This is a genomic window from Geitlerinema sp. CS-897 (genome assembly GCF_028368005.1).
Taxonomy (GTDB): domain Bacteria; phylum Cyanobacteriota; class Cyanobacteriia; order Cyanobacteriales; family Geitlerinemataceae; genus Baaleninema; species Baaleninema simplex.
The window spans coordinates 47527-71717 of record NZ_JAQNCQ010000377.1 but is presented as its reverse complement, the minus strand read 5'-3'; the positions used below and the strand labels follow the sequence as shown (position 1 = coordinate 71717).

General features: G+C 50.7%; 23 protein-coding genes and 1 tRNA gene. 15 read left to right on the top strand and 9 right to left on the bottom strand.

Features of this window, described 5'->3' with window-relative positions; translation table 11 throughout:
* Positions 1 to 141 precede the first annotated feature (141 nt).
* The gene (locus POG22_RS24150) at positions 142 to 1221 is read left to right on the top strand and encodes a M23 family metallopeptidase (RefSeq protein WP_498907424.1); all 1080 of its coding nucleotides are present in this window, start codon (positions 142 to 144) and stop codon (positions 1219 to 1221) included.
* On the opposite strand, the gene cutA is transcribed toward POG22_RS24150, so the two are convergent.
* Entirely contained in the window at positions 1218 to 1541 is a 324-nt protein-coding gene (gene cutA, locus POG22_RS24145) for a divalent-cation tolerance protein CutA (RefSeq protein ID WP_498907423.1), read from the bottom strand. The two genes, POG22_RS24150 and cutA, sit on opposite strands and share 4 nt — an antisense overlap.
* A gap of 58 nt (positions 1542 to 1599) precedes the next feature.
* Between cutA and POG22_RS24140 the strand changes: the two genes are divergently transcribed.
* The 4 genes from POG22_RS24140 (at position 1600) to POG22_RS24125 (ending at position 3978) form a co-directional block, all read left to right on the top strand.
* Positions 1600 to 1977, top strand: coding sequence for a GFA family protein (locus POG22_RS24140; RefSeq protein ID WP_063715379.1), 378 nt, complete (start codon positions 1600 to 1602; stop codon positions 1975 to 1977).
* Between the two features lie 202 nt (positions 1978 to 2179).
* Positions 2180 to 2428 carry a hypothetical protein gene (locus tag POG22_RS24135; protein ID WP_223307359.1) on the top strand — a complete coding sequence of 83 codons (249 nt, stop codon included), beginning with the start codon at positions 2180 to 2182 and terminating at the stop codon, positions 2426 to 2428.
* A gap of 244 nt (positions 2429 to 2672) precedes the next feature.
* A complete protein-coding gene (locus tag POG22_RS24130; RefSeq protein ID WP_017661311.1) occupies positions 2673 to 3653 on the top strand; it encodes a YegS/Rv2252/BmrU family lipid kinase in 981 nt (326 codons plus the stop codon).
* A gap of 46 nt (positions 3654 to 3699) precedes the next feature.
* Positions 3700 to 3978: a DUF1830 domain-containing protein gene (locus POG22_RS24125; protein WP_498907422.1), complete on the top strand. Its 279-nt coding sequence runs from the start codon at positions 3700 to 3702 to the stop codon at positions 3976 to 3978.
* Between the two features lie 21 nt (positions 3979 to 3999).
* Here POG22_RS24125 and cysS read toward each other — a convergent pair whose 3' ends face one another.
* A complete protein-coding gene (gene cysS, locus POG22_RS24120) occupies positions 4000 to 5436 on the bottom strand; it encodes a cysteine--tRNA ligase (RefSeq protein ID WP_498907421.1) in 1437 nt (478 codons plus the stop codon).
* A gap of 186 nt (positions 5437 to 5622) precedes the next feature.
* Between cysS and POG22_RS24115 the strand changes: the two genes are divergently transcribed.
* Complete coding sequence (locus POG22_RS24115) at positions 5623 to 8934, top strand: O-linked N-acetylglucosamine transferase family protein (RefSeq protein WP_498907420.1); 3312 nt, start codon at positions 5623 to 5625, stop codon at positions 8932 to 8934.
* 195 nt (positions 8935 to 9129) lie between these two features.
* On the opposite strand, the gene POG22_RS24110 is transcribed toward POG22_RS24115, so the two are convergent.
* The 3 genes from POG22_RS24110 to clpB all read right to left on the bottom strand — a co-directional run bounded on the left by POG22_RS24110 (position 9130) and on the right by clpB (position 13460).
* A complete protein-coding gene (locus POG22_RS24110) occupies positions 9130 to 9690 on the bottom strand; it encodes a Uma2 family endonuclease (protein ID WP_063715382.1) in 561 nt (186 codons plus the stop codon).
* Positions 9691 to 9930: 240 nt separating this feature from the next.
* Positions 9931 to 10278, bottom strand: coding sequence for a hypothetical protein (locus POG22_RS24105; protein ID WP_498907419.1), 348 nt, complete (start codon positions 10276 to 10278; stop codon positions 9931 to 9933).
* Between the two features lie 563 nt (positions 10279 to 10841).
* Positions 10842 to 13460 carry an ATP-dependent chaperone ClpB gene (gene clpB / locus POG22_RS24100; RefSeq protein ID WP_063715383.1) on the bottom strand — a complete coding sequence of 873 codons (2619 nt, stop codon included), beginning with the start codon at positions 13458 to 13460 and terminating at the stop codon, positions 10842 to 10844.
* 212 nt (positions 13461 to 13672) lie between these two features.
* On the opposite strand from clpB, the gene POG22_RS24095 reads away from it, so the two are divergent.
* From POG22_RS24095 to POG22_RS24085, 3 genes are all read left to right on the top strand, one after another.
* Complete coding sequence (locus tag POG22_RS24095) at positions 13673 to 14584, top strand: cobalamin-binding protein (protein ID WP_498907418.1); 912 nt, start codon at positions 13673 to 13675, stop codon at positions 14582 to 14584.
* 47 nt (positions 14585 to 14631) lie between these two features.
* Positions 14632 to 14703: transfer RNA gene (locus POG22_RS24090), tRNA-Lys, on the top strand.
* A 111-nt stretch (positions 14704 to 14814) separates the two neighbouring features.
* Positions 14815 to 15453, top strand: coding sequence for a Uma2 family endonuclease (locus tag POG22_RS24085; protein ID WP_498907417.1), 639 nt, complete (start codon positions 14815 to 14817; stop codon positions 15451 to 15453).
* Positions 15454 to 15708: 255 nt separating this feature from the next.
* Here the strand turns inward: POG22_RS24085 and POG22_RS24080 are convergent, their stop codons facing one another.
* A complete protein-coding gene (locus POG22_RS24080) occupies positions 15709 to 16767 on the bottom strand; it encodes a plasmid pRiA4b ORF-3 family protein (RefSeq protein ID WP_498907416.1) in 1059 nt (352 codons plus the stop codon).
* Positions 16768 to 16905: 138 nt separating this feature from the next.
* On the opposite strand from POG22_RS24080, the gene POG22_RS24075 reads away from it, so the two are divergent.
* Positions 16906 to 17085 carry a CAB/ELIP/HLIP family chlorophyll-binding protein gene (locus POG22_RS24075; protein WP_017661428.1) on the top strand — a complete coding sequence of 60 codons (180 nt, stop codon included), beginning with the start codon at positions 16906 to 16908 and terminating at the stop codon, positions 17083 to 17085.
* A gap of 75 nt (positions 17086 to 17160) precedes the next feature.
* On the opposite strand, the gene fabG is transcribed toward POG22_RS24075, so the two are convergent.
* From fabG to POG22_RS24060, 3 genes are all read right to left on the bottom strand, one after another.
* Entirely contained in the window at positions 17161 to 17925 is a 765-nt protein-coding gene (fabG, locus tag POG22_RS24070; protein WP_498907415.1) for a 3-oxoacyl-ACP reductase family protein, read from the bottom strand.
* Positions 17926 to 18178: 253 nt separating this feature from the next.
* Positions 18179 to 18997, bottom strand: coding sequence for a SirB1 family protein (locus POG22_RS24065; RefSeq protein ID WP_498907414.1), 819 nt, complete (start codon positions 18995 to 18997; stop codon positions 18179 to 18181).
* A 25-nt stretch (positions 18998 to 19022) separates the two neighbouring features.
* The gene (locus POG22_RS24060; protein ID WP_498907413.1) at positions 19023 to 19871 is read right to left on the bottom strand and encodes an alpha/beta fold hydrolase; all 849 of its coding nucleotides are present in this window, start codon (positions 19869 to 19871) and stop codon (positions 19023 to 19025) included.
* A gap of 407 nt (positions 19872 to 20278) precedes the next feature.
* On the opposite strand from POG22_RS24060, the gene POG22_RS24055 reads away from it, so the two are divergent.
* The 5 genes from POG22_RS24055 (at position 20279) to POG22_RS24035 (ending at position 24150) form a co-directional block, all read left to right on the top strand.
* On the top strand, positions 20279 to 21052 hold the full coding sequence (locus POG22_RS24055; RefSeq protein ID WP_017661424.1) for an SDR family oxidoreductase: 774 nt from the start codon (positions 20279 to 20281) through the stop codon (positions 21050 to 21052).
* Positions 21053 to 22228 (top strand): hypothetical protein, encoded by a 1176-nt coding sequence (locus POG22_RS24050; RefSeq protein WP_498907412.1) that lies wholly within the window; start codon positions 21053 to 21055, stop codon positions 22226 to 22228. It begins immediately after the preceding gene.
* Complete coding sequence (locus POG22_RS24045) at positions 22225 to 23088, top strand: mechanosensitive ion channel family protein (protein WP_498907411.1); 864 nt, start codon at positions 22225 to 22227, stop codon at positions 23086 to 23088. Before POG22_RS24050 ends, POG22_RS24045 begins: the two co-directional genes overlap by 4 nt.
* Before the next feature lie 604 nt (positions 23089 to 23692).
* On the top strand, positions 23693 to 23932 hold the full coding sequence (locus POG22_RS24040; protein ID WP_144053831.1) for a hypothetical protein: 240 nt from the start codon (positions 23693 to 23695) through the stop codon (positions 23930 to 23932).
* Between the two features lie 77 nt (positions 23933 to 24009).
* Positions 24010 to 24150, top strand: a complete 141-nt coding sequence (locus tag POG22_RS24035; RefSeq protein ID WP_498907410.1) for a hypothetical protein — start codon at positions 24010 to 24012, stop codon at positions 24148 to 24150.
* Positions 24151 to 24191: the final 41 nt, after the last annotated feature.

Genomic DNA, 24191 nt, shown 5'->3' with positions numbered 1-24191 from the left:
TGTCTCTGTGGTGAATTTCAATCAATCTTTTAGGAGACGAAACTCCACTCAAAAAAGTTCCCAAAAATCGAGAACGTCCCATTCCCAAAAAAACGAAAGCGATCGATCTAAAATAGGAAGTGCTGAAATCGCATTTCACCGATGATTCCCCTATCCCGTCACACCCTCTCCCTCCTCCTACTTCTCGGAAGTCTCTGGGGGTTGAGCAGTTGTAATTCCAAAGAACCCACTTCCACCGCCACCGAACCCCCCGTTTCCGATACCGTTTCCCAATCCGTAGAATCGCCCGATTCCGATTGGGTTCGCTTAATTCCTCCCATCGATTGCACGTTGGGAGAAGACTGTTTTACGATGCTCTATGTCGATCGCGATCCCAGTTCTGGCGAGATCGATTTCGGTTGCGGACGCCAAACTTACGACGGTCATAAAGGAACGGATTTCGCCATTTCCGACGAGGCGATTATGGAAGAAGGCGTCGCCGTGTTAGCCGCCGCAGATGGAACGGTGTTGCGGTTGCGAGATGGAGAGAGCGATCGCCGCCTGACTACAGCAGAAGACATCGCCGAAGTGGAAGAGGCGGGGAAAGAATGCGGGAACGGAATGGTTATCGACCACGGCGACGGTTGGGAAACACAATACTGTCATCTCAAACAAGGAAGCGTCGCCGTCGAAGCGGGACAACAGGTGCAGCAAGGAGACGTTTTAGGAGAAGTGGGACTCTCAGGAAAAACCACGTTTCCCCACGTTCACATCACGGTACGCAATCGAGGGGAAGTCGTCGATCCGTTTGTCGGTGTTTCTGAAGAAACGGGATGCAACGTCACTCGCCGTCCGTTGTGGGAAGATGCGTTAGAGTACGAGCCGACGGGAATTCTCAGAGCTGGGTTTTCTAGCGAACAGATTACACTCGATCGCCTCTGGGATGGAGACTATAAAGACGCGAGTTTGTCTGGCGACATCCCGTTGATTTTCTTCTGGGTTCACGGCTACGGACTCCTCGAGGGAGATGTGGAACATTTCCGACTGCTCGATCCGCAAGGAAACGTCATCACGGATTACGAACAAACCGCCGAATCGTCCCAGAAAACTTGGGCCAACGGCGTCGGGAAGCGGGATACTGCTCAACGTCCGATTTTGTCGGGAACTTGGCGAGGGGAGTATCGGTTAATTCGCGATGGGGAAGTTATTGCAGAATTGGAGCGGGAAATCGAGGTGCGTTAGTCGGTAGACTGGCATTGTTCGCCAATCCAATCGAGATAGGCGGCGGAACCGTTGACGATGGGAACGGCGATAATTTCGGGTACGTCGTAGCGGTGGAGTTGGCAAACTCGGGAGGCGAGGCGATCGAACTGCATTAAGTCGGTTTTGATAACCAGTTGCCATTCTTCGTCCTCTTCGATGTTACCCTGCCAGGTGTAGATCGATCGCACGGGAGTCATCGACACGCAGGCGGCGAGACGTTCTTCAACGAGGGTTTTGGCGATCGCTTTGGCTTCGTCGGCCGAAGAAGCGGTAACGAGAACGATTCCGTAGTCAGCCATGAGAGGTTCGGGATCTGTAGGACACTGGGAATATCCTAAAACGTCAGGAGATTAGAAGATGACGAAGGTTTACGAAGGTGGGTGTCATTGCGGTGCAGTGCGGTTTCGTATCGAGGTGGACGACCTGAAAGCGATCGATTGCAACTGTTCGATTTGTACGAAGAAGGGATTTCTCCATCTCATCGTTCCGCCAGAACGGTTTACGCTGCTGAAGGGTGAGGATGCGTTGACGACGTATCAGTTCAATACGGGAGTGGCGAAACACCTGTTTTGTAAGACTTGTGGGATTCACCCGTTTTATCGCCCTCGCTCTCATCCCGATTGCTACGATGTGAATCTGCGGTGTCTGGATGGGGATGTTTTAGCCGAGTTTGCGATCGAACCCTTCGATGGGAAGCATTGGGAAGAGAACGTGGCGAAAATTCAAAACACTTAATGTCCCGTTTCGAGGGGTTGGCCGTGCGATCGCGTGTCTGGACGAATTCAACCTTACAGCTCGAATTTCAGGGTTTATCGCTGCGAATTCGCTGGATCGACGAGAACGCAGTCCGTTCCGGGAGAGAATTCTTGCAAAAGTTACCGCTCTCGACTGACCTTCTAAACTAGATATGGAAACCCCCATTGAGGAGTCGCAAATTATGACACCTACCCCTCTTCAAGGTATCGATTTGGTCAACTGCGCTCGAGCGAATGCCAAAGAAGGCGAGACGATGGCGGCCGAGCAGTGTGGCTACGGCGATAACATATCTCAGTTTCGCGAGAGTTTGAAACGCGCGGGTCAGGAACTGGGAATCGAGATCGAGCGTCTGAGCGATCTGATCGATACCGACCGACTCCAGCAACGGACGGGAGAATCGATCGCGCCGGACAGTATGTCCGATTTGTGATGGCTGTTCGATCGTCGCTCTACAATTTCTCTGTGACGGACACCATAGGCGATCCCAGGTTTCTGAATTCCTCCGAAAGATAGATGCACGCGATCGCTCGAATACCGTTCAATAAGATTTGTGGGTCGATGGTTTCAAGATGAAAACAACAAGTCAACCGAGCGCGACGCGATACTCAAACGCTAAAGGTGGATGCAGGCGCGTGTGGTTGTCGAACCCATCAATTCCCCGTTTTACAAAAACTATGGCTTCTCAAGCATGGCTAATTTTTAATCCAGCCGCCGGTCAGGGCGATGCCGATCGCGACTTGGCGGTGATTCGGGCAATGCTCGACCCAGAACTCGATCTCGAAATTCGCACGACGACGACCGATCTCGATACCGATCGCTTTGCGCGCGAAGCGGTGAGTGTCGGAGCCGTACCGATCGCTGCTGGGGGAGACGGAACCGTATCGAAGGTAATGGCCGCCGCGATCGAAACCGGGGTTCCCGTGGGGGCGATTCCCCGAGGAACGGCGAACGCTTTCGCTCGCGCGTTAGGATTGCCCGATAGTCTCGAAGCCGCCTGTCAGGTCATTTTGGATGGAAACGTCCGAGAGATCGACGCTGCTCGCTGCGGAGACGGGCGACTGATGGTGTTGTGGGCAGGTGTTGGCGTCGGTGCTGAGGCCATCGTCCAAACGGAGTCGGACTCGAAAGAGCGACTCGGACGGTTGGCTTACGTTCTCTCTGGCGTTCAGCAACTGCAAGACCTGAAGCATTTTAACGTTGAAATCGAAGTCGAAGACCGTATTTTAGTGGCGTCTGCTGCTGCGGTGACGGTGGCCAATGCCGCTCCGCCCACGTCGATTTTAGCCCAAGGACCGGCGCAGGTCTGCCCCGACGACGGGTTGCTCGATGTTACGGTGTTTGCGCCAGAAACGCCAACCGAGGCGATTACGGCGTCTTACGATTTGCTGTGGTCGGGATTTAACGATCGCGCCACCGAGCGATCGGACGTTGGCTATTTACAGGCGAAATCTGTTAAGGTTCGCACGACCCCCCCACAAAATGTCGTCGTCGATGGCGAAGTTGTCGGTCGCGATACTCTCGAACTGACCTGCGTTCCAGGTGGATTGAGGGTTTTCGTTCCGGTTCCCGATGGCGAGGAGAGCGATCGCATGACCGGGTTTTTCGGCGATCGCTCCTCTGTCGAAACGGCGATGGAGCGATCGCGATCGCTTTGATAAAGCTCTAAAACAAAAACGTTAACAAAACAGACATTCAATAACCATGATCGTTTCTACTCAGTCTCAACCCAAAACCGAACCCCGAACTATTGACAAAACACAAATTTTATGTTATTACGCAAACCGCAGTAGTAAAATTCAGGTTGCCCGCATCTCGAACGTGCCGAACTGGTATTTCGAGCGGGTGGTATTTCCCGGTCAGCGCTTAATTTTCGAGTCTTATCCAACAGCTCAGCTAGAGGTATACACCGGCACCGTAGCCAGTGCAGTGTTGTCGGATTCCATCGCCTGCGAGCGGCTTCAGGTGCGATCCCAGTCTTAGGCGGCGGGGGCGATCGAACCCCTAATCTCGAACGAACGTGGTTTCGCCCGGTTTATCGATCAGAGCGATGCCACGTTCTTTTAAGTCGTCGCGAATGCGATCGGCTTCAGCGAAATTCTTGGCTTTCCGCGCCGCTTGACGCTGTTCGATCAGGGCGAGAATGGCTTCGTCGCTCAACCCGTCTGGAGATTCGCTGGCTTCCTCGGGTTGCGCTTCTAATCCCAACACCCCCGCCAGTTCCACCAACGTTATCCACTGACGCTGTAAGGTATCGGGAGAAACATCTACCTCGCCGCCGTGAATGAGGATATTTCCAACGCGGCGCAGTTCTTTCGCCAACTCGAACACCACCGCCAAACCGCCAGAGGTATTGAAATCGTCGTCCATCGCGGTTTGGAATTTTTCCGCGACATCTTCGAGGTGAGGGGCATCGTCGTCAGGATTCCATCCCAATCGTTCCCCGAACTGACGGCCGAACAGCAACCCTTCTTTTAACGTGTTCCAGGCGTTTTCCGCCGAGGCGATCGCGTCGTCGGTGAAATCGAGGGGTTTGCGATACTGGGCTTGCAACACGAACAACCGTACCACCATCGGGTCACAGCGATCGAGCAGTTCGCGAATCGTCGTAAAATTTCCCAACGATTTGGACATCTTCTCGCCGTTGACGCGTACCATACCGTTGTGCGTCCAGTATTTGGCTAGCAGTTTACCCGTCGCCCCTTCCGATTGCGCGATTTCGTTTTCGTGGTGGGGAAACACCAAATCGCCGCCGCCGCCGTGAATGTCGATGGTCTCGCCAAGAACCCGTCGAATCATCGCCGAACATTCAATGTGCCACCCCGGACGACCTTTGCCCCAAGGAGAATCCCAAGACGGCTCTCCAGGTTTGGCACGTTTCCAAAGGGCGAAATCGAACGGATGCCGTTTTTTCGTATCTTCAGCAGCGACGCGTCCGCTCGCCCCCGACTGCATTTGCTCTTCCGTCCGTCCCGAAAGTTTCCCGTAACTGGGGAAGGCTTGCACGCTGTAGTACACATCTCCGTTAGCGGGATAAGCGATGCCTTTATCGATCAGACGTTGAATGAGGTCGCAGATTTCTTCGATATGTTCGGTAACGCGGGGGTATTCGTCGGCGTCTTTAACGTTGAGTTGGCGAATGTCGCGGAAGTAGGCGTCGATGTATTCTTGAGATACCTCAGACATGGTGCGCCCTTGCTCTTTGGCGCGATTGAGGATCTTGTCGTCGATATCGGTAAAGTTCTGCACGTAACGCACGTTGTAGCCGCGCCAGAGGAGATAGCGCCGCACGGTATCCCACACGATATACGATCGCGCGTGGCCGAGGTGGCAATCGTCGTAAACTGTCACGCCGCAGCAATACATTTTGACCTCACCGGGAACGGTGGGTTTGAAGGGTTCTTTCTGTCGGGTTTGCGTGTTGTAGATGGTGAGGGTCATAGAGGATTTTCTACAGCCGTTGCGGTCTTGCCTTGGGAGTGGGCAGTTTACTTTATACCAATTTACACGGTGGCGGGGTCGTAAGACGTTCTCCAGAACGCAAGGCACGAAACGGATATCCTGAGTTCTACAATACTCAAGAGACGCTGCCACTGCGATCGCCCTGTCGCAACTAATGTTTGAATTATGAGAATCGCCTTCATCGATTTTATCGATTGGGACTATCAAATCGAAACCGTCTACCAGCAACCGATGGGCGGTTCTCAATCGGCGGTGTGCTATCTCGCCGAACGGTTGGCGAAACGGGGAATTGAGGTGTTTCTCGTCAACGCTACGACAACGGCGCAGGTGTCGCGGGGCGTCACTTGTCTTCCGATTCGCAGCGACGAGACGAGGGCGTTAATGCCTACGGTAGAGGTTTTGGTGGTGGTGAGCAATCCCGGTTTGGGGGCGCGAGTTCAGCCGCTGCTACGTCCCCATACGCCGATGGTTCTCTGGACGCAACACGCCCACGACCAAGAATCTGTCACAGACCTCCACAATCCCATTATCCGCGATAGTTACCGCCGTTTTGCACTGGTGAGCGACTGGCAGAAACAGCAGTATTGCGAGCAGTTTAGTATCGACGCACAGCGGGTTCGCGTCACCCGCAACGCGATCGCTCCGGTTTTTGAAGGGATATTTCCCGAGAATTCCTCAATTTTGGCGGCGAAGTCGAAACCGCCAGTTTTGGTGTATACGAGTACGCCGTTTCGCGGGTTGGATGTTTTGTTAGAAGCGTTCCCTTCGATTCGCAACGCCATCCCTGGAACGCGGTTACAGGTATTCTCGAGTATGAAAGTCTATCAGGTCGATCGCACACTCGACGAGTCGCGATACGGGGGGTTGTATCGTCTCTGTCAGGAAACGGAGGGGGTAGAATACGTGGGTTCGGTTCCGCAGCCTCAGTTAAAAGAGTATCTCAATGCGGCGTCGGTGTTGGCGTATCCGAATACGTTCGCCGAAACTTCTTGTATTTCGGTGATGGAAGCCTTAGCCAGTGGTTGTCGAGTGGTGACGAGTGCGTTGGCTGCGCTTCCTGAAACGACGGCGGGTTTTGGGGAGTTACTTTCGGTTCCCAATGCGTTTCGGGACTCGTTACACGCTGCGTTTGCATCTCCAGGCGATCGCGAAGTCTATATTCGGGAATTTATCGATCGAACGGTGGCGGTGTTGCGGGATTTTGACGACGAGGCGGCGTTGCGACGTCAAGTCGATTGGGTCAACCGTCATTGTACTTGGGAGAATCGCGCGGACGAGTGGGAAAGGTGGCTGCGCGAGATCGTTGGAGAGAGTGCGATCGAGTTGTCGCGGCTGTCTGCGGGAGAAGAGGGGTTGACGTGGCAAGCGTATCAGTGTTTGGTACGGGAACAGTACGATCGCGCTGGAATTCTCTACGAACGGGCAATTTCTCAACGTCCCGATATTTCTGAGTTTTACTGGTATTTGGGCTTAACGCAACTGTTGCGCGGCGATGCAGACGACGCCGAAGCCACGTGGTTGTCGGGGATGATGTCTGGCGAGGATACGGAACGGTTGACGGCGGAACTGGCGGCGGTGTTGGAGGCGGAAGCGCAACGACAAGAGGCGATCGCCAAGGTGCGATCGGCGCAAACGATACGGGGGGCGATCGCGGAATTACGTCCCGACGATGGTGAAAATTGGCTTCGGTTGGCGGCGCTTTCGGCGAAGTTGGGCGAGTTCGACGAGACGGTGTTTCAAGCCAGTTTAGAAGCTTTGAAAACGGAACCCGTCGAGGAGATTTTGCGAAAGCAGCTCTTCGAGTCTTTGTGGAATTTGGATTTGACGATTCCGACGGTATGGCGTCTGTTTGAAACTTGCGTTGAAACGGCGTCTTCCAACCCATCAATCCAACAGGAGTTTTTCAATCGAGCAGCTCCGATTTTACAAGAAGATGCGGCTTCGAGCGATACGGCGATCGCCCTAGCCGAGCTTTGGCTGAAATTGCAGCCGGAGAACTTGCCAGTCTTAGTTAAATTAATCAATCTTTATCAAGATACGCAACAGTACGCCAACGCAACTCAATTAGCTCGAGAATTTTGCAATCGGGCTGAAACGCTTCCCAAACAAATCGCCGCTTATTATTTAATATTGCGAGGTTTGCTGAGAGCGGGAGGTGAGTTTGAAAACGCTCGAATTCTCCACCAGGAACTCGAAGCCAAACTCAACGAACTGATTGTAGTCGATCCTGAAATCGACCTTCCCGACATCGTTCAAGGCTTCGCAGCAACCTCCTTTTTACCCTACTTGGAAGATAGCCCTCACAAACTCCACGATTTGCGATTTCGGCTATCTGAGTTCCTTCAACGGAAACTGCGAAACGAGTTCGGCGATCCAGCCGTTCTCGAACGACCCAAAACTCTGAAGAAGATCGGCTATCTATCGAGTTGCTTTCGCCGGAACTCTGTCGGTCATTTGGTAAGATGGGTTTTGCAATATCACGATAAAGAAAAATACGAAATTATCGCCTATTCATTGCAAAATAGCTCTGACGGAATTCAAGCTGAAATTGCGAGCAGTGTCAGCAAGTTTTGCGATGTCTCGAAGCGATCGATCTCCGAAATTGCTGAGATAATTCGCAACGACAACATCGATATTTTAATCGATCTCGATAGTTTAACCTGTACTCAAGCTACTGCTGTTTTAGCCTTAAAACCTGCTCCCGTTCAAGTCACCTGGCTGGGGTTCGACGCTTCGGAATTGCCTGCGATCGACTATTTTCTCGTCGATTCACGCGTCGTTCCAGGAAATGCCGAAAGCGACTATTTCACGAAACTCTGGCGACTTCCCGAAACCTTTATCGCCGTCGATGGATTTGAAGTGGGAGTTCCCACGTTACGGCGAGAAGATATCGATATTCCTCCCGATGCGGTGGTGTATTTCAGTTCGCAAACCGGGGCAAAACGTCATCCCGAGAACGCTCGATTGCAGTTGCGAATTCTCAAACAGGTTCCTAATAGTTACTTTATTGTTAAAGGATTGTACGTCGATCGCGAGGCGTTGCGTCAGTGGTTTTCTCGGTTGGCGGAAGAAGAAGGGGTAGAGTGCGATCGCCTGCGTTTCCTTCCTAACGATCCCACAGAAGCGATTCACCGCGCCAATCTCAGCCTCGCCGACGTGGTTCTCGATACTTACCCCTACAACGGCGCAACGACGACGCTGGAAACCCTGTGGATGGGAATTCCGTTGGTAACGCGGGTGGGGGAACAGTTCGCCAGTCGCCACAGTTTTGATTTTCTCCAGTTGGTGGGGGTGACGGAGGGAATCGCGTTTAGCGATGAGGAATATGTGGAATGGGGGGTTCGGTTGGGAACCGACGCCGGGTTACGTCAGGATGTGGCGTGGAAACTTCAGCAGTCGCGCCATTCGTCGCGGTTGTGGAACGCGGAAGTGTTTGCGCGGGAGGTGGAAGCGGCGTTTGAGGCGATGTTGGGGTGATATTTTTCACCACAGAGACACAGAGGACACAGAGGGGTTTGGTTAGAAAAGCCCCCAGAGATCGATTCGAGTAATCCTTTTTTCATTGCACCTCTTCGATCGTGCCACTACGATAAATTGCTAGAAACCGGGGATCTACAAGATGCTGAATATCCGAAACAGTGCTTTGTTAAGATATTCGGCTTCTAAATTTTGTTAAATATCTTCGTAAATTTCTGAGATTTCAATTTTCAGATTTAGGCTTTCAAAATCGACTCGATCGCCCGTTTCGTAAGCTTGAAATTCCCATTTGCCGTTATTGTTCCGTCGGTAGCATTCCACTTGAGGGCGATCGCCACTCACGAGAACGTATTCTCGTAAGGTTTCCAGTTTTCGATAATCGGTGAATTTAGCGCCTCTGTCAAAGGCTTCTGTACTAGGCGAAAGAACTTCTAACACCAATACAGGGTATTGAATAAAGTCTCGATCGGGGTGGCGATCGCGTTCGTCACAAGTGACGAGTAAATCGGGATAGTAATAGGCATTTACGGTTTCGATGCAAACTTTCATATTTTCTGAAAACGCACGACATTTTGAGCCGCGTAGGTGCATTCTGACTAAAGTAGCCAGGTTGAGTACGATCGTGCCATGAGCTTGCGTACCTCCCGCCATTGTGAAGATTTCCCCCTGGCGGTACTCATGTCTGATGGGGCTAACTCGTTCGCCGTCGAGATAGTTTTCAGGAGAGACATAAAAATTGCTCCGATCGGAAATCATTTGAGAAACCTCGTTCTGTTAATCTTAATTTTAACAACAGAATAAAACTTGTGTCTATTGAACTTAGGATTTTCGATCTTGGGTTTTGTTTCTCAACCCAAGATCGAAACTATTGGTGTGAGGAGATTTTTTACCACAGAGACACAGAGGACACAGAGAGGTTTGATTGAAAAAAATTAAAACCAACTGTCAAGTTTTTCTCTATTCAATTAAGCCTACATCTGAAGTAATTGAGATGAATTAAATAAAATCCTGTGTTTCGGCTCTTTGTTTTTTATAGTATAATCTATCTTTTAATTCAAATCGATAGAAACCCGGCCACCTAAACTCCTGATACACAGCTCGACGCCAGACTTCTTCAAAATACGTCGAATCTAATTTGCAAGAAAGAAAAGAAACTTTTCGATGAATAAAAGATCTTGCTACCCAAAGATCGCATAGTTTTTCATAGCCCTCAAAACTCAAACCATTGGGTCGTTCGTCGCTCCAAATTAGAACATCTTTTATGGCTTCGTAAGAGGGTTCAAGCTCTGGCTGATATACGAGAGATTCAATTAATTTAAGATCTTGTCCTGAGAAATAGTTCATCGAACGTTTGGATGAAAATCAAAAACAGGTAGTAATGAAGCAAGGAGTTAGGTTGGGCTGAGAAAGGAAACCTAACATCCCTTAGTGGTGCATAAAAGTCCTGAAACCCTTGCTAGAAACGATATCGCCGTATTAAAGGGTTGGCCACGAAATCCCAGATCGGTAAATTGCTGCCGGAGATCCCCGGCATCTCCAAGATGCCGGGGATCTGGCTCGAGCCTAGATATAGCAGTCCTAAATCATTTGTGGATTCTCGATATAGCTATAGCAAGGGTTTAGGGGGTTGGTCTTTCCACGACTCATCTAGGATTGCTATACATATTTTATGTGTTTTGTCAATCTCCGATCTCGAAAAGTTTTCTGCACCAGTGAGCCTAACATCCTAACCGTTTGTTTGATGGTATTTTTTACCACAGAGACACAGAGGACACAGAGAGGTTTGATTGAAAAAAATTAATTGTGTTTTTGGGTTTTACGTTGTTTCCCCCAATCTACTTTTTAAAAGAACGAAGCCAAATCACGAAGGGCGGACGATCGCCCACCCTTCTAACCTAGCATCGAACCTATACGGTGGCTAACTCCGCCGGAAGCCGTTTAAACGACAACCGCTCGTTTTCGACGTCCACGAAAATGGTATCGCCGTCGCCAAAGTCGCCCCGTAAAATGCCCTTAGCGATTTGGGTTTCTAACTCCCGTTGAATCGCTCGTTTCAGCGGACGCGCACCGTACACGGGATCGTAACCCACTTCCGCCAGAAAATCGATCGCACTTTCGGACAGTTTGAGCGCCATTTTCTTCTCGTCGAGACGTTTTTCCAACCGCACGACTTGCAATTTCACGATATTCCGCAACTGGGCTTTTTCCAAAGAGTGGAAAATAATCGTGTCGTCGATGCGGTTGAGGAATTCTGGTCGGAAGTTCGCCCGCAACGCCTCTGTCACTCGCGATTTCATTTCTTCGTATTGGGAATCGTCCCCGGATACGTCGAGAATGAATTGCGACCCGATGTTACTGGTCATGATGATGATGGCGTTCTTGAAGTCCACCGTTCGACCTTGGGCGTCGGTGATGCGTCCGTCGTCGAGAACTTGCAACAGGACGTTGAAGACATCGGGGTGGGCTTTTTCTACTTCGTCGAAGAGAATCACTGCGTAGGGACGGCGGCGAACCGCTTCGGTCAGTTGTCCGCCTTCGTCGTATCCTATGTACCCCGGAGGCGCACCAATTAGACGGGAGACGGCGTGTTTTTCCATGTACTCGGACATATCGATGCGAACCATCGCGTCTTCGGTGTCGAAGAGGTAGGACGCTAGGGCTTTCGCCAGTTCGGTTTTACCAACTCCCGTCGGTCCTAAAAACAGGAAGCTGGCGACGGGACGGTTGGGGTCGGCTAACCCCGCCCGAGATCGCTGGATGGCGTCGGCGACGGCGGTGACAGCTTCGTCTTGTCCGACAACGCGATGGTGTAATTCGTCTTCGAGATGTAGGAGTTTTTCTTTCTCGGATTCGACGAGTTTACTGATGGGAATTCCCGTCCATTTGGAGATGATTTCGGCGATGTCGGCTTCGGTGACTTCTTCACGAAGTAGGGCTTCGCCGCTGGTTTGGGCGGTGGTGAATTTGGCTTCTGTTTCGGAGAGTTTTTTCTGAAGTTCGGGAAGTTTGCTGTATTTGAGTTCGGCGGCGCGGTTGAGGTCGTATTTGCGTTCGGCGTCTTCGATTTCGACTTGGACGCGATCGATCTCTTCTTTTAAGGTTTTACGACCTTCAAGAATGTCTTTTTCCGCCTGCCATTGGGCGTTGAGATGGGTTTGTTCTTCTTTGCAGTCGGCCAGTTCTTTTTCGAGGCGTTGCAACCGTTCTTTGGAGGCGGGATCGCTTTCTTTTTGCAGCGACAGTTTTTCCATTTCGAGTTGCATGATGCGACGATCGATTTCGTCGAGTTCTTCGGGTTTGGAGGTACTCTCCATTTTCAGTTTGGCCGCTGCTTCGTCTACGAGGTCGATGGCTTTGTCGGGAAGGAAGCGATCGCTAATATATCGAGTGGAAAGCGTCGCCGCCGCCACTAACGCACTGTCGGCGATTTTGACGTTGTGGTGGGTTTCGTAGCGGTCTTTGAGTCCCCGCAAAATGGACACGGTGTCTTCAACGCTGGGTTGGTCGACGTACACCTGTTGGAAACGACGTTCTAACGCCGCGTCTTTTTCGATATATTTGCGGTATTCGTCCAGGGTCGTCGCCCCGATACAGCGCAGTTCGCCCCGCGCCAACATGGGTTTGAGGAGGTTTCCGGCGTCCATCGCCCCTTGGGTCGCGCCAGCCCCGACGACGGTATGGATTTCGTCGATAAAGAGGATAATTTGACCGTTGGAGTCGGTGACTTCTTTGAGGACGGCTTTAAGGCGTTCTTCAAATTCGCCGCGATATTTCGCCCCTGCAATCAACGACCCCATGTCGAGGGCGTGAAGCACGCGATCGCGCAGGGATTCGGGTACGTCTCCTTTGACGATGCGCTGGGCGAGTCCTTCAGCGATGGCGGTTTTACCCACTCCGGGTTCGCCGATAAGGACAGGGTTGTTTTTGGTACGCCGCGAGAGGATTTGTACGGTTCGGCGGATTTCGTCGTCCCGTCCGATAACGGGGTCGAGTTTGCCTTTTTTCGCGGCGTCGGTGAGGTCGCGCCCGTATTTTTCGAGGGCGTTATATTTTCCTTCGGGGTTTTGGTCGGTCACTTTCTGAGTTCCGCGAATTTGCGAGATGGTGTCTTTGAGTTTTTTCTCGGTGAGGTTGAGGGATTTGAAGAGATTTTTTCCGAAGCGATCGTCTTTGACGTAGCCGAGGACGATATGTTCGATGGATATATATTCGTCTCCGTACTCTTTTCGATAGCTGTCGGCGCGATCGAGCAGGCTGTCGAGACTCCGCCCGAGATACACTGAGGTACTACTTCCAGTTACTTTAGGTTGTTTTTGAATAAAATCTCGGGTTTTTTCTTGTAAACTGGCGACAGCTACCCCGGCGCGGCTAAAGATACTCGCTGCCAGCCCTTCTCCCTCGAGAAGCGATTGCATGAGGTGTTCGCTCTCGATTTGTTGCTGGTTGGCTTGTTTGGCGACGTCCGGCGTGCGGGCGATCGCTTCCCAGGCTTTTTCGGTGAATTGGTTGGGATTGGTCGGTTGCATAGGCGTGGGTTGAGTCGGTCTCTGTCTGACATCCTCATTTTAGGGATTTCAAGGCGATCTCCGGGATCGGAGATCGCGCCATTTGGGGTCTGTGTTTCCGCCTACGGCTTTCGCGGATATTTTTTTATTGACAATTTTATTGACTTGTGGTAATAAACTGTAGCGATACGGTAGAGTTTGAGTAACGAAGACCTCAACATCGAGCCTGTTTCATGTCCGATCTGCGTATCGTCTCTTTAATTCCTAGTGCGACTGAAATCGTCGATAGTCTCGGACTGAGCGATCGCCTGGTGGGGCGTTCCCACGAGTGCGACTTTCCCGAATCGGTGCGATCGCTTCCCGCTTGCACGCAGCCTCAGTTCGACCCCAACGGTAGCAGTCCCCAGATTCACGATCGCGTCACCGAACTCCTGCAATCGGCACTCAGCGTCTACCGAGTGGAAACCGAGTTACTGCGCGAGTTGCACCCCACCCACATCATCACGCAAGCCCAATGCGAAGTCTGTGCGGCCAGTTTAGCGGAAGTGGAAGCGGCGGTGGCGCAACTCAGTGAGAGCCAGCCCAAGGTGATTTCCCTACAACCGAGCGTTTTAGCGGAAGTTTGGGAGAATATGCGCTTGGTGGGGGAACAGTTGGGGGTGGATGCCGAAGATGCGATCGCCAGTTTGCAACAGCGAGTTGAGGAAGTCCGGCGGCGAGTGGCGGGACAACCGGAACCCAGCGTGGTGTGCATTGAATGGACGGAACCGTTGATGTCCGCCGGAAACTGGGTTCCAGAATTGGTACAACTGGCTGGAGGCGTTCCCCATCTCGGAGAAATCGGCCAGCATTCCCCTTGGATCGAGTGGGAATCCCTCGAAGCCGTCGATCCCGATGTTATTGTCGTCATGCCCTGCGGGTACGATTTGCAGGAAACTCAGGAAGACGCCAAACATCTGACGCAACATCCGGCGTGGCCGCAGTTGAAGGCGGTGCAAACGGGACGAGTGTACTATTGCGATGGTAATCAGTATTTCAACCGTCCGGGGCCGCGATTGGTGGATTCGTTAGAACTGTTGGCGGAAATCCTGCATCCGAGTTGTTGCGATTTTGGGTATCGCGGGACGGGGTTCTCGACAATTTGAAATAAGATGCTACAATCGTGTTACAGCCATTGAAACGGTTGTAGTGAGGGCGATTAGCTCAACGGCAGAGCTACAGACTCTTAATCTGTTGGTTCGGGGTTCAAATCCCCGATCGCTCATCTCTATTGATTCCTTCCAAACCCTCCGGTGACGGGGGGTTTGGCGTTTTGGGTGAGAGGTGTCCGGCGGGTCGAGTACAGTGGAAGAACCAGCGGTGAAGCGAAATCGATATGGTATCAACTCCCCAAAATGCGATCGCCGAAACCTGGATTTCTGCCACTTGGGACGATTTTTTGGCAATTTCGCAACAGTCCGAATTCGAGAACGTGCGATGCTACTACGATTCCGGTTGGATGAGGATTGAGACGATGCCCATCGGGTCGGGTCACGGACAGGATAATGCGATCGTGGCGGCGATCGTCAGTCTGTACGGAACGCTGAAGAACATCCCCTATGTGTCGTTTACGAATACCAGTTTTCGCAAAACGGGGGAACGGGAATGTCAGCCAAATTTGGCCTATTACATCGGGGCTGAGGTGAGGCGACCGACGAAGACAAACCAAGCGATCGATATTGAGGTTTGGGGAACGCCGACGTTGGCCATTGAGATTTCTTCGACGACGTTAAGCGAGGATTTGGGACAGAAACGTTTGTTATACGAACGGTTTGGGGTTCGGGAATATTGGGTTATAGACGTGGAGGCGGCCGCAGTCTTTGCGTTTGCGGTGGCGAATGGGGGAAGTCGTCAGATTTCGGTATCGGCGGTGTTACCGGGGTTGGCGATGTCTACGGTGGAAGAGGCGTTGCGGCGGAGTCAGACGGAGGATGATGGGGCGGTGAATCGCTGGTTGTTGCAGCAGTTTGGGTAAGATGTAGAGTTCCGTTGGACAGATTTAATGGACATGAAAATACCAAAAAGTCTTCACCACAGAGACACATCCCCCCAACTCCCCTCTCCCTTGGGGAGCTAAGGGGTGATGCAGAGTTTAGAGAAACTGCTGTTTGAGATTTGGATTCCGTATTACACCACAATTCCAACAGACCCAAAATTTCTCGATCGGTCAATAGCTGCGTGAGATCTCTGGCATCTTCGAGATGCCGGGGATTTGGAGAGACAGGCTTTCCTATTCTTCCTCAAAATCGGGATATTGCGGCGGACTCTCTCCTTCCCGCTTCGTCACCTTGGGATAGTTCCCTTTCGGGGCGTTCTCCGAAATCGACATCACGTTAATTTGATGCATCCAACTATCGCCAAAGTCGAACAAGTAGCCAAACGCATCGTCAACCGACAAGTCTAAAGAGGCGATTCTGGTCGCTTCGGCGTCCTTGCTGTCGTTCCCAAACATCGGCTTCGAAAACGGTGATTTCATACCGTATCGTACCGCCTCCGGGTCGTTCGGTCCTTTTCCACCGATTTGAAATTCGTAAAGATGTTCTTCCTCGCGATCGAACGCATCGAAAATCGCATCGTGGAGGTCGGTTAACGTGTTGCTACCTTTAATTTCAATAGTTCGACAGACCACCGGATTTGTCTTGATAAATTCCTCTGTCACCAAACCGTCAAAAAGATAGACATCGAGGACGTACAAAGAATTGAGTTCCGCCTTCGTGGGTTTGGACTTTCGCTTTTTCGAGGCTCTGGGTCGCGATGGGGTGTCTTCAGACTCGAAAGCATCCGGAGGAAATGGAATCAAACCGTTCTGATAGAAGAGTTCTTGAATGTGCCGAGGTGCCGTTCTCACATCGAGCGTGAGACCGCTCTCTAACGTCACCATCCAAGCCAGTGGGTTGTCTTTATTAATACTTTTTATACTCCATTCTGGATCGAGTTGATGTGTATTTAAGGTATCTCGTACCAGTTTGGACTTGGCTTGACCGGTACTGGAACTCACGCCAAACCACTGATACAAATCTTTAGCACTGATGTACGGTTCCCGCGAGCGATCGTAGAGAAAGTTCACCATTCCGATCGCATGGGTAATTCCGCAAGCCCAAGTTTTTGCCCGACCGCGAGCCAAGGGAGACGGCCGTTTTCGACAAAGTGCGGCGGTGGCGAAGCGAATCAGTTCGGCGTATTCTTCGTTCAAGTGTTGCTTGGAAAACTCCTCGGTTATCGCAACAATTTCATCGAACTTTTTCTGCATTGCCTTGGGAACGTTTTCAGATTTCGTTGGTTTGCTCACGATCGCTCCTCCCTGTTGCGACATCTCGATTCAATTTTACTTTAGTATCTCACTTTCTCGAAAGATGCGATCGTAGCGAAGCGAAGAGGAGCGCGGTATCCTATGTAATCGTGATATCCCCAGTTGGTTGAGAACCCCATGACGAACGAAACGCCCAACGTACAAGAAACGAACAGCGATCGCTACGAACCCGGCTTCGGATGGACGCCCTACGCCGAACAGATTAACGGACGCTTTGCCATGATTGGCTTCGTGGGATTGCTCATTTTAGAAATCCTCACCGGAAAAGGTCTGTTAACCTGGATGGGCATCCTCTAAGTATCTCGTAAAATTTCTCGTTGGGGCGAACGTCGGTTCGCCCTCTCAAATCTCAATTCGTCCGATTGCAGACAATTAAGCCATCACCATTCCGCCATCGACGTTAAAGGTTTGTCCGGTAATGTACGCCGCCGCCGGGTCCGCCGCCAGGAAACGAATTAACCCCGCCACTTCCTCGGCTTTTCCGTATCGTCCCAAGGGAATCGCTTTGAGGATTTCGTCAGCGGCTAAGCCTTCCGTCATGTCCGTTTCGATGAATCCCGGTGCAACCGCGTTAACCGTCACGCTGCGACTGGCTAACTCTTTAGCCACGGTTTTGGTAAATCCAATGACGCCTGCTTTGGCTGCACTGTAGTTGGCTTGTCCGGGGTTCCCCATCTGTCCGGCGACGGAGGCGATATTGATGATGCGGCCGGTTTTCTTCTTCAACATCAGTTTACTGACGGCTCGGGTGCAAAGAAACACCCCCGTCAAGTTTAAGTCGATAACCGCCTGCCAGTCTTCGGGTTTCATCCGCAGCAACAGCGTATCGCGGGTGATTCCAGCGTTGTTCACCCAAACGTCAATTTTGCCCCATTTTTCGGTGGTGGCTTTCACCAAGGCGTCCACTTGTTCGGCGTTGGATACGTCTGCTTGGACGGCGACCGCCTCGCCTCCCATCTCTTGGATGGTTTTCACCACGTCGTCGGCGGCGGTACTAGAACTGGCGTAGTTTACCACCACGTTCGCCCCTTCTGCGGCTAAGGCGAGGGCGGTGGCTTTTCCGATACCGCGAGACCCCCCAGTGACCACGGCCACTTTATCTTTAAGCTGTTGCAAGTTTTCCGGTTTCGCCTCCATTGTGTCTTCCTCTGTAAATGTGACCGATTCACTATTTTAGAGGAGAGGGGGAGTCAGGGAGAGGAGGAGCAGAGGAGAGGGGGAGAATACATTGGCGGTGCGTGACGATTTTTCGGTCTGGTGTTCGACACCCGATTTTTCTCTTGTCTGTGGGCGGTGTACATTGGCGGTGCGTGACGATTTTTCGGTCTGGTGTTCGACACCCGATTTTTCAAGTCACGCACCCTACGGACTGTTCCCCGTTCCCTATCAATTAATTATTGAGTTTTTCGAGTAACTGTTGAATGGTGGAGGCGTCGGGGGCGTTGGGACGCATTTCGAGATAGCGTTCTAAGTCTTGGGTGGCTTCGACTGACCGTCCGGCTTGGTAATACAAGAGTCCGCGATCGCGCAGTTCCATGATGGAATCGGGATTTAATAGCAAAATTCGCTCGATCGCACTTAAGGCTTTCGACATTTCCTGTTTGGAAATATACACGGCTTTTAAGTTCGTCAGCATCCGCACGAGGAACAGTCGCGAACTAATCGGCTCGAGAAATTCGGGACGAAATCGGATCGGTTGTCCGTACACTTGACGCAACCGGTTTTCGCAATCTTCGGGAAACATCACTTCGCCGCCGTTAAAAACATCGACGAAAATTCCCGCGTCTTCAAAGTCGGGGCGGATGATAAAATGTCCCGGCATTCCGATTCCTACCATCGGGAAATCGAGGCGTTTGGCAATTTCTAAATAAACCAAAGACAAACTAATAGGAATTCCCAACCGTCTGTCGATAACATCGTTGAGATAGCTGTTTTGGGGATTGTAATAATCGTCTCGATTGCCTTGAAATCCTAAGTCGTCAAACAGATATTTGTTGAGGGCTTGAATCACTCGCATGGGATAGCGTTCGGCGGGTAGTTTTTCCGCTGCTTCTGATGCCATCGTATCTAAGGCGTTGAGATATTCTTCGATATCGAGATCGGGATATTCTTCCCAGGCGACGCACAACGCCGCGACAGCTAAATCGATGTTCTCGTCGTCTCGGTTGATTTCTTGGTAAAACCGTTGTCGGGGGAGTGAAAATTTCATGCGATCGATGCAATCTACGATAAGTCTACGAAGTAAACGAGTGTTGTTTGAAGTAGTCTAAAAGGGTGGCGTTAAAAGCTTCGGGTTCGACTAAAAACGCCCAGTGGTTTCCGGGAACTTCCCGAATTTCTAGTTTTTTTAAATATTGACGGTAGGGTTTCAGTTGAAAGGCAGTTCGGTTGAGTCCTTCGAGGGGTTTTACGAACAGCGTCGGAACGTCGATTTCCTGTGTCAAGCCTGCTACTAGCATCACGTCTTCAAATACGCCGTCTCTGGCGTCTATGGTGAATTTACTGCCCCAGATACCGTCGGGTTTTTCTTCGAGACTTTCTTTGAAGGCGTTCTGTTGTAAGGCACTCCAGCCGCGATACTGTTTTAGGGTTTTGGCGCGTTCCACGGCTGCGTCGTAGGTTTCAAAAGGACCCATACCTTTTAAAAAAGGTAGCACGCGGTAAAGGAGGGGAAAGGTCAAGCGAAAAATTTGGGGAAGTTTACCGATGAAAAAGGGATCGACGAGTACGGCGGTGTTAAACTGTTCGGGGTGTAAGGTTGCCCACTTCGGCACCACTTTCCCCATCCACGAATGTCCGACAATGTGAGCGGAAGTCCAGCCGAGATGTTGCATTAAATGCTGTAAGTCTCGGATAATGTCGATCGCTCGATATCCGGTTCGGGGCTTGCTACTGTTGCCGTGTCCCCGCAAGTCCGGCGCGACGACGTGATAGGCTGAGGAAAGGGATTCGCCGCAACTCGACCACACCCCCGCATGGTCTGCGAGTCCGTGCAGTAATAAGACGGGTTCGTTACCGGGAACGCCCCATTCGAGATAGGAAAGTTCGATATTGGGTAGAGATACAGTCTGTCTCACAGCCATGATTTCGCGATCGCGTGAACTCAAATCCTAACATTAACGTCAGTTGAGTTCTGCATCTTAGCAAACTTCCTGGCGATCGGTGTGCATCGAACGCGTCTGGCTGGGATCTATACTAGAAACCCGGAATTTCGATCGCTCTGATGATGACTTCGGGTTCTTCTACTCAACTTCAAAGCCTTCGATATTTCTAATACTTATTTATAGTGTTGAATTTTAAGTCAATTTTAATTATATTATAAAGATTGTTACAGTTTTTTATAGTATAACTCCTCGAAAGGAAAACGTCAATCATTTTGCTCGCGACACGAACGAGAGTTCTTTCACGCGGATTTTTTCAAACCTCAAAACCCCTGTTTCTCCAAAAAAATGTCCTAAACTGAGAAAGTCGCAACGTTAAAGAATCTGTGATGGGGTCTGTCAAAGATCGAATTGTATTCGTTACGGGAGCCAGCAGCGGAATCGGAGCCTCTTGTGCCAAATTCTTTGCTGAAGCGGGTGCCAAACTGATTTTAGCCGCCCGTCGCTCCGATCGCCTCGAAACCCTCGCCGCCGAATTACACCGACATCACGGAACCGACGTTCGCATCCTCAAACTCGACGTTCGCGATCGCCAACAAGTGGCCGAAACCCTCGCCACATTACCCCAAAACTGGCAAGAGATCGACATATTAATCAACAACGCCGGATTGAGTCGAGGACTCGACAAGCTTCATGAAGGGAATATCGACGACTGGGAAGAGATGATAGACGCCAACGTGAAGGGATTGCTCTACGTGACTCGTGCCGTAGTACCGGGAATGGTAGAACGCGATCGCGGACATATAATTAATATCGGTTCGATCGCCGGACGACACGCCTATCCCAACGGTAACGTCTATTGTGCCTCAAAAGCAGCGGTTCGCGCCATTACCCAAGGGTTGAAACAGGATTTATTAGGAACCTCAGTTCGTGTCAGCGAAGTCGATCCCGGTTTGGTAGAAACCGAGTTCAGCGACGTGCGATTTCACGGGGATACAGAACGGGCGAAAAAGGTTTACGAAAACTTGACGCCGTTAACCCCAGACGACATCGCGGATATCGTTTTATTTTGTGCCAGTCGTCCGCTTCACGTCAACATCAGCGAAGTGTTAGTGGTTCCGACAGAACAAGCCACCGCAACGCAAGTGGTGCGGCGGGGATAAATGAAATTCAAAATCGGCGATATATTGGCTCGCGTGCGATCGTGGTTTCCCAAAGCTCAAGCGAAACTAAAGGAACACGCTGCTGAATTGGAAGCCAAGTTTTCCGAAGTCGATCGAATTCCCCTCAATTTTACCCTTCGTCAAAAACTGATCGATCGCCTCCTCGAACTAGACGCTCCAAATCCTTATTGTGAGGAGGTGCGATCGCAGCTTTCCCAACGGTTGAAACAGTGGCAACAAGACGAAACCGCTCCCAATGGATTCGTACTTCTCGGAACTCCCGTCGATTCGTTTTCAAAACTGCTCGACACTGCCATTTCCTCGTGGGAAAACGACAGCGTTCTACTGGTTAAAACGTTAGCATCTTCGACAGTACCGCACGACGTTTCGGAGATCGTTCGACAACTTCGCAAAACGTCCGATTCGGACTTCGTTCGGTCTGCCAATCGCAATCTCGTTATCGTCGTTCCCGATTTGAGCCAGTGTTTTTTACGGTGTGTAGAAGGGTTAGACAGCATCGACGTTTTACAGGACTGCGTTTTACGCGATCGCTCTCGATTTTGGCTGATCGGTTGCAACACGTTTGCGTGGAACTATCTCGATCTCGCCTGTGACCTGTCAGTAAGTTTTCCCGAACCTAGTATCTTACCCGAACTTTCTCCAGAAGACTTAAAAACCTGGTTGTCTCCCGTCTGTCACCTCGCCGACTGTCAGTTTGAAAAAGAAGCCGACGAAAACGAAAATTCCGAAACTGAAGACGACGAAGACGACTTCTGGAACTCGAAATCCGAAAAGTCCTATTTCCACCGACTCGCCGAACTATCGTTAGGAAGTGCGGCGGTCGCCTCGAATTTATGGCTGCGATCGCTCCACCACATTGAGGGTGAAGAGGGAATTTTTGCCCAACGTCCTCACCTTCCCGAACTGCCCACTTTCGATAAAAACGATCGCTTTTTACTGTATTCCCTCGGCTTACATCGAAATATAACGGTTGGGGACTTAGCGAAAACCTTGGGAGATTCCCCCCTCGAAGTTTTGCAGCGAGTGCGTCGGTTGCAGTCTGTGTCTCTAGTACGCCAACCCGACGAATTTTTCCAACTCGAACCCGTTCACTATCCCCGGTTGTATCGAGATTTGAGTAACAATCAATTTCGTATCGGAGACTCAAAATCGTGAACGAATTAATTATTCAACAGTTCTGGATCGCCCAAAGTAACGGGAACGCAGTTAGCAATGCGACCGAAGTTTTTAAAGAAATTACGACTGCTAAAATTCTACAAGCGATCGCCGTCGTAGTCATTGCTTATTTCAGCACTGTCGCGATCGATAAAGTCGTGCGGTGGCTGGCGGAAAAAGTTCCCCTGCGGTTTCGCTTGGCGATCGCACAATCGCTTCCGTTTTGGCAAGCTTTCGTTTTAGGATTGGCGATCGTCCTTCTCCTGAGTTTGTTTCTCGACTTTTCGGCGAACAACCTCTTCGCGATTACGGGAACTGTCGCTGTCGCTTTGGGATTTGCTTTTAAAGATTACGCCAGTTCCGTGATTGCAGGAATTATCGCATTGTTTGAAAGTCCCTATCAAGTGGGCGATCGCGTCACCATCGGCGACCAATACGGCGAAATTATCAATTACGGCTTGCGAGGAATCCGCATTCGCACCCCCAACGACGATATCGTATCGATTCCCCACAATAAAATTTGGACGGACGCGATCGTCAACGCGAATAAAGGGAATGTCGAAGCTCAAACTGTCGTCGATTTCTATTTCGCCCACGACATCGAGGTCGATCGCGTCAGTAAAATTCTAAAACGCACTGCTCAAACGAGCAAGTACACGCAAATTGACTTCCCGATTTTAGTCATCATTGAAGAAACTCCGTGGGGAACTCACTTCAAACTTAAATGTTATCCCATCGACGCTAGAGACGAATTTGTTTACCAAACCGATCTGATTCGACGTGCAAAAGCAGCCTTGTCCAAAGCAGGAATTTCTTATCCAAAACTCTCGTTTCGCGACCAAGAAACGTTACCAGAATAACCATTACAAGTAAAAAAATGAGAATCGACCGACCGCTCGATATCGCCTCCGCTCGAATTGACCCACACTGAAATTTAATACAGAATTTGCATTTCAAACAGTGGCTTAGCCGAACGCAATAAGCCCTTCTCCGTGTCCTCTGTGTCTCTGTGGTGAAGCTTATCGGAAACGGATTCCATCTGACATCTCGACTCTCAAGTCCTTACTATGGAAGGTTTTCGCTCGTTGAAACGTTACATGGCAACAGGGTCGATTCTTTATTTTTCGGAAAATACGGAGCTTTGTAGAAAACTTAGTTTCGACTACGTTAAATCACGTAAGCAATATCCGAAACCTTCAAAAGAACGAATCGATCGTATCGTCAAAATCCAGTAATTTTGCCCGATCTATAAAGTTAACGCCGTTTAAAATTCCTCGCTTTTAAAATTTGAGTAAAGATTTTTTTCAAGGCGTTAATCGATCGATATCGATCGGGTACAGTAGACACCAGGGAGAATTGAGTTAAAACACGCTGAAATGAATCCAAAAACCAAAAGTAGCTTTCGCGCTGCTGCGGCGATCTCACTCAAATTCTCCCCAGGAAAAACTCGTTAAAACTAAAAAAGTGAGGAGCGCTGCCAACGTTTCGAGTCACGAGCAGCGAGACGCGATCGAACTCAACCTTATCTACGAAAATTTTATAGAGGAACCGAACATGGAACGCCTCGATCGAATCGATTGCACGATCGGCATGGTACTGACATTCTCAATAGTCGCTTTAACGCTGTGGGGATATACGCAAGATTCTTCGATCCACCTTAACGTCAGATCCGAACAAACCTCAGTCACCGCAACCGCCAAATAATTAACTTTTTTAGACTTTACAGAGCAAAACGCGAGTGGAGATTTAACCTCCCCCCTCGCGTTCGTCAGTCGAGCAGAATGTCTCGACATATTTGGGTATCGGACGGACGGCGATCGGCTTTCGTCTCGAGCGAGCGTTCCCTTACACTGACAGCCCCTACCGAAAGTTTTACGGACGGCGATCGGCCTTCGTCTCGAGCGAGCGTTCCCTTACACTGACAGCCCTTACCGAAAGTTTTGGGGTAGGAGCGTTGCCAGGA

Coding starts and splice junctions, on each gene's coding strand:
- POG22_RS24150 (WP_498907424.1), top strand. CDS start 142: ATGATTCCCCTATCCCGTCACACCCTCTCCCTCCTCCTACTTCTCGGA.
- cutA (WP_498907423.1), bottom strand. CDS start 1,541: ATGGCTGACTACGGAATCGTTCTCGTTACCGCTTCTTCGGCCGACGAA.
- POG22_RS24140 (WP_063715379.1), top strand. CDS start 1,600: ATGACGAAGGTTTACGAAGGTGGGTGTCATTGCGGTGCAGTGCGGTTT.
- POG22_RS24135 (WP_223307359.1), top strand. CDS start 2,180: ATGACACCTACCCCTCTTCAAGGTATCGATTTGGTCAACTGCGCTCGA.
- POG22_RS24130 (WP_017661311.1), top strand. CDS start 2,673: ATGGCTTCTCAAGCATGGCTAATTTTTAATCCAGCCGCCGGTCAGGGC.
- POG22_RS24125 (WP_498907422.1), top strand. CDS start 3,700: ATGATCGTTTCTACTCAGTCTCAACCCAAAACCGAACCCCGAACTATT.
- cysS (WP_498907421.1), bottom strand. CDS start 5,436: ATGACCCTCACCATCTACAACACGCAAACCCGACAGAAAGAACCCTTC.
- POG22_RS24115 (WP_498907420.1), top strand. CDS start 5,623: ATGAGAATCGCCTTCATCGATTTTATCGATTGGGACTATCAAATCGAA.
- POG22_RS24110 (WP_063715382.1), bottom strand. CDS start 9,690: ATGATTTCCGATCGGAGCAATTTTTATGTCTCTCCTGAAAACTATCTC.
- POG22_RS24105 (WP_498907419.1), bottom strand. CDS start 10,278: ATGAACTATTTCTCAGGACAAGATCTTAAATTAATTGAATCTCTCGTA.
- clpB (WP_063715383.1), bottom strand. CDS start 13,460: ATGCAACCGACCAATCCCAACCAATTCACCGAAAAAGCCTGGGAAGCG.
- POG22_RS24095 (WP_498907418.1), top strand. CDS start 13,673: ATGTCCGATCTGCGTATCGTCTCTTTAATTCCTAGTGCGACTGAAATC.
- POG22_RS24085 (WP_498907417.1), top strand. CDS start 14,815: ATGGTATCAACTCCCCAAAATGCGATCGCCGAAACCTGGATTTCTGCC.
- POG22_RS24075 (WP_017661428.1), top strand. CDS start 16,906: ATGACGAACGAAACGCCCAACGTACAAGAAACGAACAGCGATCGCTAC.
- fabG (WP_498907415.1), bottom strand. CDS start 17,925: ATGGAGGCGAAACCGGAAAACTTGCAACAGCTTAAAGATAAAGTGGCC.
- POG22_RS24065 (WP_498907414.1), bottom strand. CDS start 18,997: ATGAAATTTTCACTCCCCCGACAACGGTTTTACCAAGAAATCAACCGA.
- POG22_RS24060 (WP_498907413.1), bottom strand. CDS start 19,871: ATGGCTGTGAGACAGACTGTATCTCTACCCAATATCGAACTTTCCTAT.
- POG22_RS24055 (WP_017661424.1), top strand. CDS start 20,279: ATGGGGTCTGTCAAAGATCGAATTGTATTCGTTACGGGAGCCAGCAGC.
- POG22_RS24050 (WP_498907412.1), top strand. CDS start 21,053: ATGAAATTCAAAATCGGCGATATATTGGCTCGCGTGCGATCGTGGTTT.
- POG22_RS24035 (WP_498907410.1), top strand. CDS start 24,010: ATGTCTCGACATATTTGGGTATCGGACGGACGGCGATCGGCTTTCGTC.